This is a genomic window from Janthinobacterium sp. GMG2, assembly GCF_033949445.1.
GTDB lineage: Bacteria > Pseudomonadota > Gammaproteobacteria > Burkholderiales > Burkholderiaceae_D > Janthinobacterium > Janthinobacterium aestuarii.
The window spans coordinates 684,908-703,866 of the sequence record NZ_JAXAWA010000002.1 but is presented as its reverse complement, the minus strand read 5'-3'; the positions used below and the strand labels follow the sequence as shown (position 1 = coordinate 703,866).

The following is an 18,959-nucleotide window of genomic DNA, read 5'->3' as shown; positions in this document are numbered from 1 at the left end:
TCATTGCGCGTGCAGCAGGGCCGCCACTTGCCAGCGCATGTCGGCCGCCAGTTGCACCAGCATGGCGCCGCGCCGGCGCGCATCCGCCCGCTTTTTCGACGGCACCAGGGCCAGGTCCGGCATCCGGCAGGGCCCGCATGGCAGGCGGAAATTGCCGTCGCTGGCGGGCTGCGCATGCAGTTCACGCCACGCCAGGTCGTAGTCGCACGAGATATGGCGGCGCCGGCGCCAGTTCAGCGCGATGCGGTTGGCGTTGCTGACCAGTTCCAGGTGGCCGCAGCCGAAGAAATCACCGAAGTCGCGCAAGGCGGCCACCATCAGGTTTTTCGGCCGGCAGCCATGCAGCGCCCGCGTGGCCTCTTTCACCGCCTGCGCGCCAGCGGGGGAACGCAAGCCCTGCAAGGCGCCCAGCTGGATGACGGCGCCGCCAGGCTGGGGGCGGAACAGGAAACTGGCCAGGTACAGCGGCACGCCGTCGCGCGTCAGGCGCAGGCACAGTTCCCCTTCGCGGTGGCTGTCGCGGATGGCCGTCAATTTCAGGCGGTAAGTGGCGCCATCCTTGCCCTCGATGGCGGCCAGTACCAGCGCGCGCCGCGCCGCGTATTCCACCAGCGGCCGCGCGCCCGCCTGCCACAGGAAGCGGTAATGGCCGCGCAGCAGGTCCACCCGCGCCGCGCAGCCGAAATGGCGGTTGGCGTAGGGGCGATAGATCTTGTACAGCAGGCTGGGATGGGCTTGCGCCAGCGCCGGCAGTCCCGGCGTCGCGGCGATGAACGCTTGCCAGCGCGCGCGCTGCCGGGGAAAGACGATGGCCCCCAGCGCGGCCTTGATGCGGTGGCCATGCTGGCGCAGTGGCGCCTGCTGTGGCGCGGCGTTGTCGCCGGTGGCGATAAAAGTACGCATGCGAACGGCTCTATGACGGGTCTGATGAACGGGACACGGCGACGGCCGCAGGCAGCCCGGAACAGGCGGCTGCACGCTGGCAGCCGCTCCACGCCGGGTAGAGCGGATGATAGGGGGAGGTGAAAATGAAGGGGGTTACAAGTTGGTAATGTCAGCTCGGCGCCTCGCGCGCAATTACCTCACCGGATCGAGCCCGCTGCGGGCCCCATGACGTCGCGTTTGAGCCGTTTCAGCAGCCAGCGCCGTGCCGGTACTTCCAGCAAGCGATAACTCATGCTGCTGACAAAGAGCAGAATGGTGGTGAAAATCACTGCCTTCATCATGTAAGCCGATATGCCCGTTCCCGGAAACATCAGGCGCAGCGGCTTTTGCAGCATCATGGCCAGCGGCACGTGCAGCAGGTAGATGGCATACGAACAGTCACCCAGAAAGGCCGCTGTACGGCCTTCGAGCATCGCAGGCCGCAGCTTGGCGGCAAGCCATACCGTCGCCGGCATTACGCCCATCACGAAGAGACCCAGCGGTATGACATCTGCGGTATCACCACCAGCGACAAAGGATGCCAACACGCCAAGCGCCAGGACCGCAAAATAGGCCAATATCCAGGCATGCATCCGGCATTGGAACAACAGCAAACCACCTGCAAATCCCAGCAGACCACGCAGCAATCCTTCATGTACATCATCGGACTCATGCCCGGTCAGGTAGCGGTTCACCCATACGGCGAATCCCCAAAGCATCAGCGCTGAGAAAAAGTGCAGCGCGAGCTTCCAGCGCAAAGTGTGCATGCCCACGCGAACGGCGAAGAACCAGATCAGGTTGATGGCTACCTCTACGAAAATAGACCAGCTTGGTCCATTCAATGGGAAGGAAGGGCCCTCATCCTGCAAGCAGGGCAGCATCAGTGCATTGGGCAAGAAGCACGCGATGTTTGCCGACGTGGTACCAATGCGGCTCTTGATCAGGGTGGCGCCAAGAGCCAGCAACAGCGCTACGGCGTATAGCGGATACAGCCTGGCAAAACGGTTGTGCAGAAATTCCCTGAATGGCATGCCAAGCCGGATGCGCTCTTCGTAACTATACGCCATGACCCAGCCGGAAAGGATGAAAAAAAAGTCGACCGCCAGGTAGGCGTGCGTGATCTTGAAACCGAATATGGCCGGCAGATGATAAACGGCGACCAGCATCGCGGCCACGCCACGCAAACCATCGAGGGAAACAATACGGCCACTGAAATGACCACTCTTCATGCCAGCACCAGCCATATTTACTCCGGGTATCGGTCTGTCGAACTGACGCACCGCGCCAGCAATGAGAACCAGGCAGATATGGCGATCACTCGATGCGACCAGCCGGCAACGGGCACGAGCTGCCGCGTATGGGCTTGCCACAAAAAGTGTAAAAATTATATCATGATGTTTTATTAAGAAGCAAATAAGACAATATTACGCCTTCAATAAGCTGGCAGCTGGTAAAGCAGGTTTAGCGGGCCGCAAGTCCGGCGAGCCTGAATCGCAGCCGCAAGCCCGGCGCCGCATCCTCGATCTCCAGGCTGCCCCCGTGCAGCGCCGCGATGGCCGCGACGATGGACAGGCCCAGGCCATTGCCAGGCAGGTGGCGGCTCTTGTCCAGGCGATAGAAGCGCTGCGTCAGTTTTGGCAGTTCTTCCTTTGGTACGCCGGGGCCGTTGTCGCGCACGGCCAGCCAGCAGCCGCGCTCATCGCTGCCGGCCGACACTTCCACCGTGGCGCCCGGCCCCGCATATTTGATGGCGTTGTCGACCAGGCTGGCCAGCGCGCTGCCCAGCAGGTTGCGGTCGCCGCGCGCCGGTACGCCCTCGCCATACATCTGCACCAGCAGCACCTCCTGCTCGTCGGCCGTGGCCTCGTACATTTCCACGATATCGGCGCCGATCTGGTGCAGGTCGATATCGTCGAAATTCTCGGGACGCATGCCCGATTCGGCTGCGGCGATCTGCAGCAGCTTGTCGAACACGCGCGTGAGGTCGTCGATGTCGTCGATGGCCGCCTGCGCCGCGCTCTCGTAGCCTGCCACGCCCTGCTGCTGGCGCAAGGCGCCATCGAGCTTGTTGCGGATGCGGCCCAGCGGCGTGCGCAGGTCGTGCGCGATGGCGTTCGACACGTGGCGCACGCCTTCCATCAGGTGTTCGATGCGGTCGAGCATGCGGTTGATGTCGCGGCTCAGCAAGCCGAATTCATCTTCGCTGAAGACGGGAATGCGCCGGCTCAGGTCACCCGCCTCGATTTCGCCCGCCGTGCGGCGGATCTGCCCGATGCGCGCCTCGAGCTGGCGGCGGAACAGCCACGCTCCCGCCACCACGAGCAAGATGGCCGCCCCGCCGCCATAGGCCAGCGAGCGCAGCACGAGGGCGCGGATCGACCTGCCCTCCTCCATGTCGCGCCCGACGAACAGGCGCGCGCCGCCATCGAGATCGCGGATCAGCATGCGCGCGGGCACCCTGCGCCCTTCGCGCGTGACGTCGCGGTGCAGCAGGTGGCCCACGGGGCTGCCCACGTCGGGCCAGGACGTCAGATTGCCCGCCACGCGGCGGCCATCGGCATCCACCAGCAAAAAAATCTCCGTGTCGCTGTCGGTGCGGTCGGTCAGCAAATGGGCGATTTCCGCCGTCGTGCGGCTGCTGCCGCCCTGTTCGTACAGCGCCGCGAGGCGCTCCGAGAGCAGGGCCAGCTTGCGGTCCACGCTGCGATCGAGCACGCCGATGGTGCCGAAATAGAACACGGCGCAGACGATGCTGATCGACACGACCACCAGCACGCCATAGCCGAGCGCCAGGCGGGCCGCGATCGAACGGTGCAAGTTACGCACTGTCGATCACGCCCAGCGTGTAGCCGACGCCGCGCACCGTGTGGATCAGCGGCGGCGAAAATTCCTTGTCCACCTTGGTGCGCAAGCGGCTCACCTGCACGTCGATGACGTTCGTCTGCGGGTCGAAATGGTAGTCCCACACGGCTTCGAGCAGCATGGCGCGCGTGACGGACTGGCCCTGGTGGCGCATCAGGTATTCGAGCAAACGGAATTCGCGCGGCTGCAGGGCGATCTGCCGGTTGGCACGCGTCACGCGCATGGTGCGCATGTCGAGTACCAGGTCGGCCACCTGCAGCTGCGTCGATTCGGGCACGGGCGCGGCGCGGCGCAGCAGCGCCTCGATACGCGCCAGCAGTTCGTCGATGGCGAACGGTTTCGACAGGTAATCGTCGCCGCCGCTGCGCAGGCCACGCACGCGCTCGTCGACGCTCGACAGGGCCGACAGCACCAGCACGGGCGTGTTGCGGCCCATGCCGCGCAGGCGCGCGACGATGGCCAGGCCATCGATCTCGCCGGGCAGCAGGCGGTCGAGCACCAGCGCGTCCCAGTCTTCGCCGCAGGCCAGGCGCATGCCGTCGATGCCATTGTCGCAGGCGGTGACGTCGTGACCCGCCTCGCGCAGGCCGGCACAGATATAGCGGGAAGTTTCGGCTTCGTCTTCAATGACCAGGCAGCGCACGGGGAATTCCTTGTAAAGATCAGGCAGCAAATAGGCGCAGCATACGCCAGGCGCGCGCCACTTGCCAGCCCCGCCGCGTGCGACGCGCGATCACAGGGTCGGGTACAATACAGCCTCGACAATGTTTGGCCGCGCCCACGCGCGCATTTTTTATCGGCGCCTCCCGGCTTGCCGCGGCCTGCAAACCATCACTGCCACTAACGAACATCAGGCGCGCCTGGCGCGCGCCACAAACCGATACAGCCATGAAATCGACCCACTCTCTCGCACTGGCGCTGGCCATGGCCATCACTTGCGGCAGCGCCGCCGCAGCAGATACCAAACAAAGCATGCTGTTCGATGAAATCCCCATCGGCAGCTGGAGCACTTCCGCCGAACTGGGCGCCATCACTACCTCGGGAAACACGGTCGGCACTTCCGTCACGGGCAAGATCGACGCGCGCCAGGAACTCGATGACTGGAGCAACCAGTACATCTTCAGCGGCTATTTCAAGGAAGACGAAACGACGAATGACGATGGCGAGAAAGTGCGCGAACGCTCGGCCGAACGCTTTTCCGCCTCCGCCAAGGCGGCCTACAAGCTGATGGCCGACCATGAAAAACTGTTCATGCTGGCCTCGCACGTGAACGACAAGTTCGGCGCCTACACCAAGTACTCGACCCTGGCCGTCGGTCATGGCTCGCGCTGGTACCAGTCGACAGACAAAAGCGTCGACGTGGAATTCGGTCCTGGCTATTTCAGCGGCACCAACGACGCGGGCGAATCGGAACACGGCCTGACGGTGCGCGGCGCGGCCGCCATGAAGTGGAAGATCAGCCAGTCGGCCATGTTCACGCAGACGGTCAGCGTGGAACGGGGCACCTCGAACACCCACTCGATCGCCGAAACAGCCCTCAGCACGAAAATCAACGGCACCATGCAGATGAAGGCCGCCTTCAGCGCCCGCAACGACACGCGCGTGCCGGACGACAAGAAGAACACGGATACGCAAACCTCGCTGACCCTGGTCTACTCGTTCTGACATGCGGGCCACGCTGATGCGGCGCCTGCGCCTGGGCGCCCTGCTGTGCGCGGCGGCGCTGCTGAGCGGCTGCGCCGCCGTCACCGTCAGCTCTATTTCACCGGCCGACTATCTGCAGCAGCGGCGCGGCGACATCCTCACCACGGGCAAACTGAGCGCCTCGGCCAGCGAGGTGCTGCGCATCATCGGCAGCGACATCGCCGCCTGCGAAGCCAATACGGGCAGCTGCCGCGCCGACCTGGCCCGCTCCGAACTGCTCAGCGACGAACAGCGCCTGGCGACCCTGTCCGAATTGTGGCTGGAAAGCGCGCTGGCGGAAGAAAAACAGGGCGGCCACCCGAGTGCCGAAACGCTGGCCGCATGGCTCGAATCGGCCCGCTACGCGTATGCCTATCTGTTCTACACAACCCGCACGCCGGGCCAGCGCGCCTTCGAGGAACGCCAGACGCAAATCCGCGACTACTACAACTATGCCGTGCAAAAGGCCGTCAGCAATCTGTTCCGCCACCGTGGCGAATACCGCCCCGACGGCAATGTGATCCGCGTCGCCGGCTGGCAGATCGACAGCGAACTGTCTGCCCTGCGCCTTCCCGATGACGGCACCCTGCCCGACGAACTGCTGCCGGCCACCTCGCTGTCGTTTTCCGGCCTGCGCAATGTGTACCGGCGCGACGGCTTCGGCGCCGACCTGGTGGCCGTCATGCCCAAGCCCCGGGCGCCGAAAGGCGAGTATGTGCCATACCAGGAGACGCGTTTCCCCGTCGTCACGGCGCTGATCCGCTTCGACGGCAACAGCCTGCAGGAGGTATTGGCCACGCAACAGCTGCTGGTGATGCTGGTCGATCCGACGCGCAGCGAATCGACGCGCATGGCGGAACAGGAACTGCCCGTGGCGGCCAACTTCACGGCCGGCTATGGCCTGTGGCTGGCCCGCTCCGGCTTCGGCGTGCAGGCGTTGCGCACCCTGTTCGGCAGCGCCGACGGCATCTCGCGCCCGCAGGTGCACCTGATGCAGCCCTACGATCCGAACAAGCGCACCATCGTCATGCTGCACGGCCTGGCCAGCAGCCCGGAAGCGTGGATCAACGTGGCGAATGAACTGATGGGCGACGAACAACTGCGCCGCCGCTACCAGATCTGGCAGGTGTACTACCCGAGCAATGCGCCGCTGGCCGCCAACAACGCCGCCATCCGCAAGGCGCTGAACGCGACCCTGGCGCAATTCGACCCTGCCGCCAAGGCCGACGCGGCCAACGACATGGTCTTGATCGGCCACAGCATGGGTGGCGTGCTGGCGCGTTTGATGGTCTCCGACGCCAGCAACACCCTGCTCGACGCCATCACCGAAGAATACAATTTGAAGGGCAAGAAGGCGGAAAAAGTCCGTGCGGGACTGGCCCCCTATCTGAATTTCACGGCCATGCCGCAGGTAAACCGCGCCATCTTCATCGCCGCGCCGCACCGCGGCACTTCGTTCGCCAACCACAAGGTGGCGCGCTGGATCGCCAACCTCGTCACGCTGCCCATCACCATGCTCGACCAGTTGTCCGACGCGGCCGGCAGCCTGGCGCAGCTCGACACAGGCAGCAGCGAGCCGCTGCGCATCCCCAACAGCATCGATAACCTCAGCGACAAGGACCCGTTCGTGCGCCTGGTGGCCGACCTGCCCATCAGCCCGAACGTACGCTACTACTCCATCATGGGCAACGACACGCCAGACCTGCCGCTGGCGGAATCGAGCGACGGCGTCGTGCCCTACGCCAGCGCCCACCTCGACGGCGCCCTGTCGGAAAAAGTCATCCCCTCGTGGCACAGCGTGCAGGAAAGCCCGCAGGCGATTCTGGAGATACGGCGGATTTTGCGGCTGGCGGATTAACAACCGTAGGTCGGATTAGGCGAAGCCGTAATCCGACAACATTGTCAGCTTCACTTTGGGCAGCGCCAACAGCGTTGTCGGATTACGCGGGGCTTTGCCCCGCTAATCCGACCTGCCAGCCTGCCGTGCTGCCAGCATCACACCGGCTCGCGCCACTTGTCCTTGATCTCCAGCATGGCCGAGGCCGCAAGCGGTAATCCGACAACATTATTGGCCACGCCCATGGTGATGTCGGCTTACGCGCTCCGCGCTAAGCCGACCTACCCGACTGGTGCCAATGGCTGGGCTGGCAACCGTAGGTCGGATTAGGCGAAGCCGTAATCCGACAACATTGTCAGCTTCACTTTGGGCAGCGCCAACAGCGTTGTCGGATTACGCGGGGCTTTGCACCGCTAATCCGACCTGCCAGCCTGCCGTGCTGCCAGCATCACACCGGCTCGCGCCACTTGTCCTTGATCTCCAGCATGGCCGAGGCCGCAGGCGGTAATCCGACAACATTATTGGCCACGCCCATGGTGATGTCGGATTACGCGCTCCGCGCTAAGGCGACCTACCCGACTGGTGCCCATGGCTGGGCTGGCAACCGTAGGTCGGATTAGGCGAAGCCGTAATCCGACAACGTTGTTAGCTTCACTTTGGGCAGCGCCAACAGCGTTGTCGGATTACGCGGGGCTTTGCCCCGCTAATCCGACCTGCCAGGCTGGCGCGCTCCCGGCATCACACCGGCTCGCGCCACTTGTCCTTAATCTCCAGCATGGCTGGCAAGTGTTCAACAAACAGCGCCAGCAGCTCCGGGTCGAAGTGCGTGCCGCTGTCGCGCTGCATGGTGGCGATGGCTTCGTCGATCGTCCAGGCCCGCTTGTACGGGCGTTCGCTGGTGAGGGCGTCGAAGACGTCGGCGATGGCGACGATGCGGCCTTCGTGCGGGATTTCCACGCCCTTCAAGCCTTGCGGATAACCGCTGCCATCCCATTTTTCGTGGTGCGTCAGGGCGATGGTGCGCGCCATTTTCAGCAAACCGCTCGCGTGCTCGCCGATGATGGCCGCGCCGATTTCCGCGTGGCGGCGCATGACTTGCCATTCGTCCGCATCGAGCTTGCCCGGCTTTTGCAGGATGGCGTCGGGGATGCCGATCTTGCCCACGTCGTGCATGGGCGCCGCATTCAATAGGTCTTCCGCCCTGCCCGCGCTGTAGCCGGCCGCGAGCGCCAGCTGGCGCGCGTAATAGCTCATGCGGATGACGTGCATGCCCGTCTCGTTATCCTTGTATTCGGCGGCCTGGCCCAGGGTCTGGATCACCTGCAGGCGCGAGCGGCGCAATTCCTCGGCGTCCACCAGCGACAGGTGCGTGCGCACGCGGGCGCGCACGATGGGCGGGCTGACCGGCTTGGTGATGTAATCGACGGCGCCCGCGTCAAAACCGTCCGCCTCATCCTTCACGTCGCACAGGGCGGTGACGAAGATGACGGGAATGGGCGCCGTCGCCGGCATGGCTTTCAATTGGCGGCACACTTCATAGCCTGTCATCGCGGGCATCATGATGTCGAGCAGGATCAGTTCGACGGGGTTGTTCTGCGCCAGCTCCAGCGCCTTCTCGCCATCCTTGGCGTACAGCAGGCGGTAATCGTCCTGCAGGATCTGGCGCAGCACCTGCAGATTCGTCGCTTCATCGTCGACCAGCAGCAGGATCGGTTTGTCTTCGTGTAAGGTCATCGTAAGCCCAATATCAGGAAAGGTCGGCAAGCATAGGCGTTTCCAGCCACGCCAGCAGTTGGCGCAGCACGCCCGCGGCGCGCGCAAATTCAAAGTCGTCGATGGCGCTGGCCAGCGCCTGCAGTCGCTGCTGCTGGCCGTGCGGCGCCAGCATGGCCGCGATCTGCGCCATCAGGGCGTCGTCGAGCTGCCCGCCTTCCAGGCTGGCGATGGCTTGCCGCAGCAAGGCGCCAGCGGCGTCGGCATCGAGTGGCGCGCCGGCAGCCGGCGTACCCACTGCCACGGCCGGCATGCCCGATTCTTCCAGTTCGCCGGCCAGCGCCATGAAGGAGGCGGCCAGCTGCACCAGCAATTCGGTCGCCGGCAGCTGGCGCGCGATCGCCTGTTCGATGCGGCCCAGCAGGCTTTCGACCTGCACCAGGCACAGGTTGCCCGCAGCGCCCTTGATACGGTGCAGCAAATGGCCGGCCACGCTGCTGCCGCCGCGTTCCAGTTCGGCCGCCAGCATGGCGGCGCAGTCGCCATTGGCCTGCACGAAGCGGCCAATCGCCCGCTGCAAAGCTTCGCGGCCGCCCCACAGGGCGATGCCGCGCTGCCAGTCGACCTGGCCGGCGGCCGCACGCGCCGCCGCGCCGGCCGCCGGCGGCGGCATGGACACGGCGATATCGAGCAGGCGGGCGATTTCCGCCGTCAGCTTGTGCATTTCCAGCGGCTTCGAAGCAAAACCGTTCATGCCTGCCGTCTGCGCCGCGCGCCGGTCCTGTTCCAGCACGCTGGCCGTCAGGGCGATGATGGGCGTCGCCTTCAAACCCTGCTCGCGCTCGTACACACGGATCAGACGCGTCGCTTCCAGGCCATCCATGCGCGGCATCTGCACGTCCATCAGGACGACATCGAAGCTGCCCTTGCTGAACTCGCGCACGGCGCTCTCGCCATCGCTGGCGGCGATCACCTGGTGGCCGGCCGCGCCCAGGCTGATCAGGAGCAGCTCGACGTTCTGCGGCACGTCGTCGGCCGCCAGGATGCGCAGCGGCGGCAAGGCCACCACGGGCTGCTCGCTGCGGCGCGACACGGCCTTGCCCGGCGCCAGCGGCAGCAGCACGTGGAACACGCTGCCCACGCCCAGGGTGCTTTCCACCGTGATGGTGCCCCCCATCAGCTCGACCAGCTGCAGCGAAATCGTCGTGCCCAGGCCCGTGCCGCCAAAGCGGCGGCTCATCGAGGAATCGGCTTGCGTAAAGGGCGCGAAGATCTTGTCCAGGCGGTCGGCCGGGATGCCGATGCCCGTGTCGTGCACGGCGATATGCACCTGCTCGCCCTGCATGCCGACGGCCACGCGCACATGGCCCACTTCCGTGAACTTGACGGCGTTGCCGATCAAATTCGTCAGCACCTGCTGCACCCGGCGCGCGTCGCCCAGGAAGAACTGGCCCATGCCGGGATCGACATCGACATGCAGCACGAGGTCGCGCGCATGCGCCGTGATGCGCAGGGACGCTGCCACGTGGTCGACGAGGTCCGGCAGCGAAAAGTCCACCAGTTCCAGCTCGGTCGCGCCCTTTTCCAGCTTGGCCATGTCGAGGATGTCGTTCAGCAGTTCGAGCAGCGAACGGGCCGACTGGCGCACCGTGCCCAGGTGGCGGCGCTGCAGGCTGTCCAGGGCGGTCCCCAGCAGCACTTCCGTAAAGCCGATGATGGCGTTCATCGGCGTGCGGATTTCATGGCTCATGTTGGCCAGGAAACTGGTCTTCGATTCGGCGGCCAGCTCGGCGCGGTCTTTCGCCGCGCGCAGGTTTTCCTGCATGGCGCGCCGCTCGCTCACGTCGGTGGCCAGCTTGACCACCTTGAACGGCTTGCCGTCCGTGTTGAAGATCGGGTTGTACGAAGCCTGTATCCACACTTCCTTGCCATGCTTGCCGATGCGCTTGTACTCGCCCGTATTGAATTCACCCTGCGCCAGTTGCTGCCAGAACGCGCTGTAGTCGGGCGAGATCACATAGCCCGGCTCGCAGAAGATGCTGTGGTGCAGGCCCAGCACGTCGTCGAGCTGGTAGCCGACCAGGTCGAGGAAGTTCTGGTTGGCCGCCAGGATGCGTCCCTGCAGGTCGAACTCCGCGACGGCCGTCGCACGCGAGATCGCCGTCACCTTGCCCTCGTATTCCGCGTTGCGCAATTCGCTTTCCGTGATATCGAGGATGACGCCGTCGATCCAGCGCACCACGCCGTCGTTATCGAGCACGGGGCCGCTGCTTTCGCGCACCCAGCGCTCGCGCCCGTCGCGGTGGATCATGCGGTAGACGTTCTCGAAATCGCGCCGTTCGCCGGCCGCCTGCACGCAGGTGTCGTTGACGCGCTGGCGGTCGTCTGGATGCACGAGGTCGAACAGCCTGACCCGCCCTTCGGCGAAGTCCTGCGGCAGCCAGCCCGTCAGGTTGAAGACGGCGTCGCTGATGAAGATCATCTTCCATTCGGGCGCGAAGCTGCAGTGGAAGGACACGCCTGGGATATTGCGGATCAGGGTGCGGTACTGGCGCTCGCTGTCCTTGAGCGCCTGCTCCATGCTGCGCGACGAGCGCATGTCCGTGACAAACGCCACGAACAGGGGCTGGCCCGGCGTATCGATCTTGCCGATCGCCACGCGCATGGGCAGCACGGCGCCATCCTTGTGGCGGCCATCGAGTTCGCGTCCGCTGTCGAGGATGCGCGAGGCGCCCGTTTCCAGGTAGTCGCGCAGATAGCCTTCGTATTCGGCCGCGTCGGCCGGCTGCAGCAGCACGCTGGCGTCGCGCCCCACGATTTCCGCTTCGCGCCAGCCGAACAGGCTTTCTGCGGCGGGATTGAAGGAGCGCACCTTGCCTTGGCCATCGATGGTGATCAAGCCATCGGCCGCCGTATCGACGATGGCGCGCAGGCGCGATTCGCTGACACTGGCGTGGCGCAACAGCTGGCGGTAGCGCAGCAAGCCGTTCGCGGCCGCCACGAAGACGGTCAGGGTGACGGTGATCAGGGCCACGGCCAGGGCCACGAACGAAGCTTGCACCGTAATCGTGTTCTCGCCTGCCGTGGGCGTGCCGGAAAAACGCGCGGCCAGCATGCCTGTGTAGTGCATGCCGGAAATGGCCAGGCCCATCACCACGCTGCTGAGCAGCAAGGAGGTCAAGGGGCTAAGGCGCTGGCGCATGGCGCTCAGGCCGAAGCGTACCCACAGCGCCAGCATGGCCAAGGTGACGGCCACCAGCAGCGACAGGGCGAACAGCCAGGGTTCGTAGCGCAGGGCCAGCGACGTCTGCATGGCGGCCATGCCGCTGTAATGCATGGAGCCGATGCCCACGCCGACGAGCACGCCACCCACCACCAGTTGCCGCCAGTTGATGCTCGGACGCGCCAGCAAGTGCAGCGCCACCCACGAAGCGGCCATGCCGGGCAGCATCGACAGCAGGGTCAGGCCAGGGTCGAAGGACACCCGCGTGCAGATGTCGAAGGCCAGCATGCCGATGAAGTGCATCGACCAGATGCCGCCGCCCAGCGCGATGGCGCCCGTAATGATGGCCGTCTGGCGCTGAAAGCCGCGCTCGCTGCTGCGCGCCATGCCGGCGATCTGCAAGGCCATGAACGAGGCAAAGATGGCGATACCGATGGAAAACAGCACCAGCCACGCATTGTGCGTGCCATAGATGTACTGCATGGTATCGGTCGATACGGCAAAGATGGAACTAAACATACTGTCGTGGCATAAGAGAGTGAAACCTAACGTCGCAAAACATGACGGCAGACCGCGCGCCGTCGCCAGGCTTTTTACTAAAGCGGCAATACAGCGGAAATGACAACGGTAGCAGTCGACCAGGGCAAGGCTCGGTCATCACGCCCGCGCCTGCCGCGCGGGGGAAAGGTGCCCGTTCAGAGAGAACAGGCGAAATGCGTACGAACTCTGGCGCGGATGTCTGGCCGCCAGCGTGACGATGATTTTTTAAAGAGCCATGAGTATAGTTGCTTTGCGAAAATATTCATAGGACTTCAGCAATATAGTTGCCAAAAGAAAACTATTCTGCGGCCGCGATGCGACAGGCTCAGGAAAGCAGGCGCTCGGCCATCATCTCGCCATCGCCGTCGAGTCCCATCTCGACGAAACCGGCCTGCGCATACAGTTGCCGGGCGCGCACGTTGGCGGGCACGTAGTAGAGCACCACCCTGCCCGCGCCGCGCGCGCGCATCTCGGCCAGCAGCAGGGCCAGGGCGGCGCGGGCAAATCCCTGCCCCTGCCACGGCGCCGCGATCATCAGGCGGTACAGCACGTGCGTATCCTGCCGCCCCGCACTGCCCGGCAGCGCATACATGGCAAAGCCGATCAGTTCGTCGCCGGCATAGATGGCGCGCGGGTGCATGTTGGCGTGGCTGGCGGCCAGCGCCAGCGACTCGGCATTGCTGGCAATAAAATCGCGTTGCGCCGCATGCAGCGGCAGCCCGATGACGGCCTCGGCGTTGGCCGCGCATACGGGACGCAGAATCAAGGCAGCGATGCCGGTCATGCTATTTTCATTGCGCTCAGGCGTTCTGCCCCAGCATGCGGCGGAACCATGCCAGTTGCTCGCGCGTCAGGTAATTGGCGCCATCGCCGTGCAGGATGACGATTTCGATCTCGGCGGGAATCGAGGCGACCAATTGCGCGCCCGTCACGGGAATCTTCGGAAACGCGATGCCGGCCAGGAAGGCCAGGTCTTCCGCTACCGTCACGCACTGGCGTTCGGGATTGGGCGACGGCACGAGGAACAGGTCGATCTGCTCGCTCTGCCCGCCGATAACGACGTGCAATTGCGCGGCCAGCAGTTCGGGCAGGATCAGCTCGATGTTATTCTCGGTGCGCGATTGCTGGAAAGCGCTTTTCAGGGGTGTGAGGACAGGAGTAGCGGTCATGGCAAAGTGAAAAGATAAAGACGGCGGCAGTGTAGCAGAGGCGCCGCAAGGGACGCGCTCTGCTGGCGCAACGGCTACATCTTGTAGTGCAAGGACAGCAGCACGCTGCGCGGCGCGCCGTAACGCTCCAGCCCGCCCGACCACGCATAGCCAAGCGCCTGGTAATAGCGGCGGTCCAGCACGTTGTCGATATTCAGGCGCAGCTGCAGCTGCTCGCTGATGCGGTAACCGGCCGTCAGCCCGACGATGGCGTAGCCGCCCTGCCGCGTAAGGTAAGCCGCGTCACGGCGCTCAATCTTGTCTTGCGCGTAGACGGAGGCGCCCACATTCCATTGCGCCAGACTGCCGCCCAGCTGGACGTTCGTCATCAACTTGAACAGCTGCTTCGGTTCGTCCGTGGCGATGCGCTGGCCGATATTCGCCGCCTCGCTGTCCTTGGTGTACTTGGCCAGCACATAGGTGTAGCCGCCAGATATCTGCCAGCCCGGCAATGGCGAGCCCGACAATTGCAGATCGACGCCTTCGCTCCGCACCTGCCCGGCCGCGCGGGCGCAGTAGATGGCGCCGCCCGTGGGGCAATTGAGCTCATCGGCCATGGCGCGATTATTCTGCTTGATACGGAACAGCGCGCCGCTGGCATTGAGCCTGCCGCCGAAATACTCGCCCTTGACACCCACCTCCAGGTTGGTGCCGCTCAACGGCGGCAAGGTGTTGCCGCGCACGTCCAGCGAACTTTGCGGCTCGAAAATCTGCGTGCCGCTCGCATACACGGAGTGATGCCGGTCCAGGTCGTAGACGAGGCCTGCGTACGGCGTGAATTTCGCGTTTTCCGTCAGGCCGCGGCGCCAGGCGGGATTGGTGGCATACCAGCCAGTCACATCCTGCGCATACCAGCCGAAGCGCCCGCCCAGCACCAGGCGCAGCGGATCGGCCAGGCTGAAGTTGCCGGCCGCATAAATGCCCTTCTCGTCCGTCTTGCGGCCCCAGTTGTAGGGCTCGAACGCCGCGCCGCGCATCGGGTAGGCGTAGGGATTCCACTGGCGGATATCGATCACGCGCGTGGCAGCGCCTTCCCAGCTCTGGCCCGCGTCCGAATCGTCGTGGCGGTAGCTGGCGCCGACGATCACGTCGTGCTTGCGGCCGAACCAGGTGACGGGGCCGCTCAGGCGCCAGTCGGCCACCACTTGCTCCGTGTTGTACTTCCAGCCCGTTTCCGACTGGCTCAGCTTGTATATTTCGCCATCGATGCGGCTGTTGGTGGTATTGCGCGTGCTGGACGAGGCGTCGATGCGCGTGATGGCGAAGCGGCTGCGCCAGCCCTTGTCGAGCCGCGTTTCCAGGTCGGCGAAGACGACGTTATTGTCGCGTTTCTGGAACGAGTCGGCATTGTTCAGGAAGGTCGACCGGGGCAAATCCATGTGACGGCCGTCAAGCAAGGTCGGCAAGCCGACAAACACGCCGTCCGTGCGGCTGTGCTGGCGCGAAAAGCCGATACCGGCCGTGGTCGACGGCGTCAGGTCCGCCTCGACGATCGCATACACGGTGCTGTTCTTGTTGTTGACCACATCGACAAAACTGTCGCTGTCGCGCCAGCTGGCCGCCACCCTGCCGCGCACGCTGCCCGACGCATTCAGCGCATTGCTGGCGTCCGTCGTCAATTGCTTGTCCTTCCAGCTGCCCAGGTGAACGGAAGCGTTCAGCAAGGGCGTGGCCGTGGGGCGCTTGCGTATCATGTTGATGCTGCCCGACGGCGCGCCCGCCCCTTCCATCAAGCCCGTGGCGCCGCGCACCACTTCCACCCTGTCGTACATCAGCATGTCGGCCGAGACGTTGCGCTCGTTAAAACCCGTGACGTCCAGCGGCAAGCCATCGACGTTGACGTGGCTCAAGGCAAAGCCGCGCGCGAAATACGTGGTTTCCTGGTCGGACACGCCTTGCGTCTTGCCATAGATGCCGGGCGTGGCACGCGCCACGTCCTGCAAGGTGGTCAGATCGAAATCTTCCATTTGCTGGCGCGAAATGACGCTGACCGTTTGCGGCGTGTGGCGCTGCGACAAATTCAGCCCCGTGGCCGTCGACATATTCCTCGACGTATATAAACCCGTGCCTTCCGTGGCACGGTCCGCCTCGGCGCTGACGACAACGGCGGGCATGCTGGCCAAGCCGCCATCGGCCGTAGTGATATTGATCTTGCGCAGCAGGTAATTGCCATTGCCACCGTCTATCGCTTCCAGGCCGCTGCCCTGCAGCAGTTTTTGCAGGCCGGCCGTAACCACATGGCGGCCTTGCAAACCCGACGTGGCCAGCCCGTCGAGCGCCACGCCCTGGGTGGACAGGTTGATCCCCGCGGCGATGGCAAACGCGGGTAACGCATCGCGCAGGCTGCCGGCGGGAACGCTGTACTCGCGCACGGTGGCGGCTGGGCTGGACTCGGCCGCCACCGCCATGTGCGGCAAGACGGCGCCGGCCGCGCCCACGGCAAGCAACAGGACCAGCGCGGCGCGCACGGCGCCGGTGGTGGGATGGAGCGTCATGCGTGCTGCGGTAAAGTTACGGTACTGCAAAGCCATGTGGACCCTTTCGATGGTTCGGATTGTTCGTTCTCTACCTTGTATGACGAAGCAATCCGGAAAAAGGGACAAGAGAAATGCAAATAAGCGGCGCGCGTCGGATTGGCGGAACATCGTAGGTCGGCTTAGCGGGGCGCAGCCGCGCGTAAGCCGACAAGGCCGGTCGACATTGCCTGCCGGCTTACGCCCTGCGGGCTAAGCCGACCTACACAAGCACGCCAAGCTGCCCATATCCGCACAAACCGTAGGTCGGCTTAGCGGGGCGCAGCCGCGCGTAAGCCGACAAGGCCAGCCGGTATTGCCTGTCGGCTTAAGTCCTGCGGGCTAGCTCAAACCGCCTCGACAATGATCCAGTAGCGCGTGCGGTACGCCAGCCGGATCGGCAAGGAGCGCTGCAGCAACAGCAGGATGTTGTCGGGGTCGCTCAACTGGAAGATGCCGTCCACGGGCATGGCCGCCAGCGCGGGATCGCAACGCAGCACGCCGTAACGGTAACGCGCCACCTGTTCCAGCAGTTCGCCCAGCGGCATGCGTTCGGCGATCAGCACGCCTTGCAGCCAGCCGGCAGCGTGCGGCGCCAGCGGCGTCAAGGCAGAAACGGCACGGTCATCGAAACTGCCCTGCCGGCCCGCATCGATCCTGCGCGAGGCGTCGGGCGCTTGCGATGGCGCGATCTCGACGGCACCCTCGCTGACGCTGACCTGCGTGCGTGGCGCCAGCACGCTGCCAAGGTGGCGTACGCTGAAGTGCGTGCCCAGCGCGCGCACGGCGCCATTGCTGCTGCGCACGAGGAAGGGGCGCGCGGGCACGGCTGCGTCGTGCGCCGTGGCGACGTGGATTTCCCCGGCATGCAAGTCCACCAGCCGCGCCGCGCCGTCAAAACGCACGTCGATGGCCGTGTCCGTATTGAGCACCAGTTGCGTGCCATCGGGTAATGTCATGTGGCGGATTTCACCCCTGGCCGTGCGGATGGTGGCGCGCCACGCTTGCCACGGCGCCGACTGGCTGGTCAGCCACAGGACAGGTCCGGCCGCGATCAGCCCGGCCAGGCCGTAAAGCACGGCGCGCCGCTGCGGCGACTGCGGCGCCGCGTCCGCCGTCTGGCGTAATGCGGGCGGCACGCTGGCCAGGGTGCTGCACACCAGCTCGGCCCGCTGCCACGCCGTTTCATGCGCGGGATCGCTGGCGCGCCAGGCCTGGAACGCCAGTTGCTCGCTTGGCGTCAAGGCGCCCCCGTGCAGGCGCACCAGCCATTGCGCCGCCGTCCGCGCCGCGCGGGGATCGATGGCGGTCGTGCTGGCGCTCACAGGATCAGCAGGATGCAGCGCTCGAAGGCCTGCACCATATAGCGCTTGATGCTGCGCTCGCTCACGGCCAGGCGCCTGGCGATTTCTCCGTAGCCGAGGCCGTCGACATGGGCCAGCAGGAAGGCGCTGCGCACGAGCGGCGGCAAGCCGTCGAGCATGGCATCAATGCGCTGCAGAGCTTCACGCACGAGCAGCCGCTCTTCCGGCGATTGCATCAGCAATTCAGGTTGCTGCGCCAGGGTTTCCAGCCACGCCTGCTCCAGCGACAGGCGCCGGTAATGGTCGATCAGCAGGCGCTGCGCCACGGTGGTCAGGTAGGCGCGCGGTTCGCGCAAACTTTGCCGGTTCTCCGGCGGCGCCATCAGCAGGCGCACGAAGGTATCGTGCGCCAGGTCGGCCGCATGGTCGGCGCACTGCAGCTTGGCGCGCAGCCAGCGCATCAGCCAGCCGTGGTGGCTGCTGTAGATGCCGGCTATCGACTCGCTGGACTGCGCAATGTTCACTGGGACTCCGATGCGCGCAAGGCAAGGCGCGGCTAATTGATAATAATTCTCATTATCACAAATCATTGCCTCCGGCGTCAATGCCGGCGCCCGCCTATCCCTGGAAACTGTTGTTTCAGCGTGGCTGCGCTCTTCTAGCGGTCGGTATACAAGCTCTTCATCACCATGCCGCCGCGCATTTTCTTCGCGCCCGCCGCCAGCCCCGCCGGACAAGCGCCCTGGAACACGGCAGCCAATTCCGTGCGCTGCACCTCGCTCTTGCCATTGACTTGCACGGTGGTGTCGGCGCTCAGGGTATATGCCTTGGCCAGGCCTCCCTTGAAGGTGCCGGCCAACCTGGCGTCCGGGCAGCTGGACGCGAATTGGTAGCTGTCGCCCTGACGGCTTTGCGACTCGATCTTGCATTCCTGCTCGAAGCCGGACCACAGGTCGTCGTCGATCAGGCGGTCGCGCGCGTGGTCAACGCAGATTTCCCAGGAAAATGGCGAGGTGGCAGGCGTCACCTTCCACAGCCCCGTGGCGCGCTGCAAGCGCTGCGCAGGCTCGGCCGCCGAAGCGAACGTGGCCGCGCACAGGGGGAAAATAGTCATCAGGAGCAAGGTGGCGCTGCGCTTCATGGGCATTCCTC

At 64.9% G+C, this 18,959-nt stretch carries 14 protein-coding genes; 2 read left to right on the top strand and 12 right to left on the bottom strand.

Annotated features, from left to right (window positions below; all coding sequences use genetic code 11):
• The 4 genes from SKZ59_RS09170 to SKZ59_RS09155 form a co-directional block, all read right to left on the bottom strand.
• Complete coding sequence (locus SKZ59_RS09170) at window positions 1-903, bottom strand: VirK/YbjX family protein (RefSeq protein ID WP_319991477.1); 903 nt, start codon at window positions 901-903, stop codon at window positions 1-3.
• Between the two features lie 179 nt (window positions 904-1,082).
• Complete coding sequence (locus tag SKZ59_RS09165; RefSeq protein ID WP_219328717.1) at window positions 1,083-2,168, bottom strand: acyltransferase family protein; 1,086 nt, start codon at window positions 2,166-2,168, stop codon at window positions 1,083-1,085.
• Window positions 2,169-2,385: 217 nt separating this feature from the next.
• Window positions 2,386-3,750 carry a sensor histidine kinase gene (locus SKZ59_RS09160; RefSeq protein WP_413774537.1) on the bottom strand — a complete coding sequence of 455 codons (1,365 nt, stop codon included), beginning with the start codon at window positions 3,748-3,750 and terminating at the stop codon, window positions 2,386-2,388.
• Window positions 3,743-4,429: a winged helix-turn-helix domain-containing protein gene (locus tag SKZ59_RS09155; RefSeq protein WP_034755791.1), complete on the bottom strand. Its 687-nt coding sequence runs from the start codon at window positions 4,427-4,429 to the stop codon at window positions 3,743-3,745. The genes SKZ59_RS09160 and SKZ59_RS09155 overlap by 8 nt, the downstream gene beginning before the upstream one ends.
• A 245-nt stretch (window positions 4,430-4,674) precedes the next feature.
• Here SKZ59_RS09155 and SKZ59_RS09150 point away from each other — a divergent pair, with 245 nt between their 5' ends.
• Both SKZ59_RS09150 and SKZ59_RS09145 read left to right on the top strand, forming a co-directional pair.
• Window positions 4,675-5,451: a DUF481 domain-containing protein gene (locus SKZ59_RS09150; protein WP_319991475.1), complete on the top strand. Its 777-nt coding sequence runs from the start codon at window positions 4,675-4,677 to the stop codon at window positions 5,449-5,451.
• 1 nt (window position 5,452) lies between these two features.
• Window positions 5,453-7,327 carry an esterase/lipase family protein gene (locus SKZ59_RS09145; RefSeq protein WP_319991474.1) on the top strand — a complete coding sequence of 625 codons (1,875 nt, stop codon included), beginning with the start codon at window positions 5,453-5,455 and terminating at the stop codon, window positions 7,325-7,327.
• A gap of 717 nt (window positions 7,328-8,044) precedes the next feature.
• Here SKZ59_RS09145 and SKZ59_RS09140 read toward each other — a convergent pair.
• The 8 genes from SKZ59_RS09140 to SKZ59_RS09105 all read right to left on the bottom strand — a co-directional run bounded on the left by SKZ59_RS09140 (window position 8,045) and on the right by SKZ59_RS09105 (window position 18,948).
• On the bottom strand, window positions 8,045-9,040 hold the full coding sequence (locus tag SKZ59_RS09140; RefSeq protein ID WP_319991473.1) for an HD domain-containing phosphohydrolase: 996 nt from the start codon (window positions 9,038-9,040) through the stop codon (window positions 8,045-8,047).
• Between the two features lie 13 nt (window positions 9,041-9,053).
• Window positions 9,054-12,761, bottom strand: a complete 3,708-nt coding sequence (locus SKZ59_RS09135; protein ID WP_319991472.1) for a PAS domain S-box protein — start codon at window positions 12,759-12,761, stop codon at window positions 9,054-9,056.
• A gap of 346 nt (window positions 12,762-13,107) precedes the next feature.
• Window positions 13,108-13,566, bottom strand: coding sequence for a GNAT family N-acetyltransferase (locus tag SKZ59_RS09130; protein WP_319991471.1), 459 nt, complete (start codon window positions 13,564-13,566; stop codon window positions 13,108-13,110).
• A 16-nt stretch (window positions 13,567-13,582) separates the two neighbouring features.
• Window positions 13,583-13,951 carry a hypothetical protein gene (locus SKZ59_RS09125; protein WP_070302650.1) on the bottom strand — a complete coding sequence of 123 codons (369 nt, stop codon included), beginning with the start codon at window positions 13,949-13,951 and terminating at the stop codon, window positions 13,583-13,585.
• 74 nt (window positions 13,952-14,025) lie between these two features.
• On the bottom strand, window positions 14,026-16,485 hold the full coding sequence (locus SKZ59_RS09120; RefSeq protein WP_319991470.1) for a TonB-dependent siderophore receptor: 2,460 nt from the start codon (window positions 16,483-16,485) through the stop codon (window positions 14,026-14,028).
• Between the two features lie 365 nt (window positions 16,486-16,850).
• Window positions 16,851-17,828, bottom strand: a complete 978-nt coding sequence (locus SKZ59_RS09115) for a FecR domain-containing protein (protein ID WP_319991469.1) — start codon at window positions 17,826-17,828, stop codon at window positions 16,851-16,853.
• Window positions 17,825-18,397, bottom strand: a complete 573-nt coding sequence (locus SKZ59_RS09110; protein WP_083292641.1) for a sigma-70 family RNA polymerase sigma factor — start codon at window positions 18,395-18,397, stop codon at window positions 17,825-17,827. Before SKZ59_RS09110 ends, SKZ59_RS09115 begins: the two co-directional genes overlap by 4 nt.
• A 68-nt stretch (window positions 18,398-18,465) precedes the next feature.
• Window positions 18,466-18,948: a DUF3617 domain-containing protein gene (locus SKZ59_RS09105; protein ID WP_319991468.1), complete on the bottom strand. Its 483-nt coding sequence runs from the start codon at window positions 18,946-18,948 to the stop codon at window positions 18,466-18,468.
• Between the last annotated feature and the right edge of the window lie 11 nt (window positions 18,949-18,959).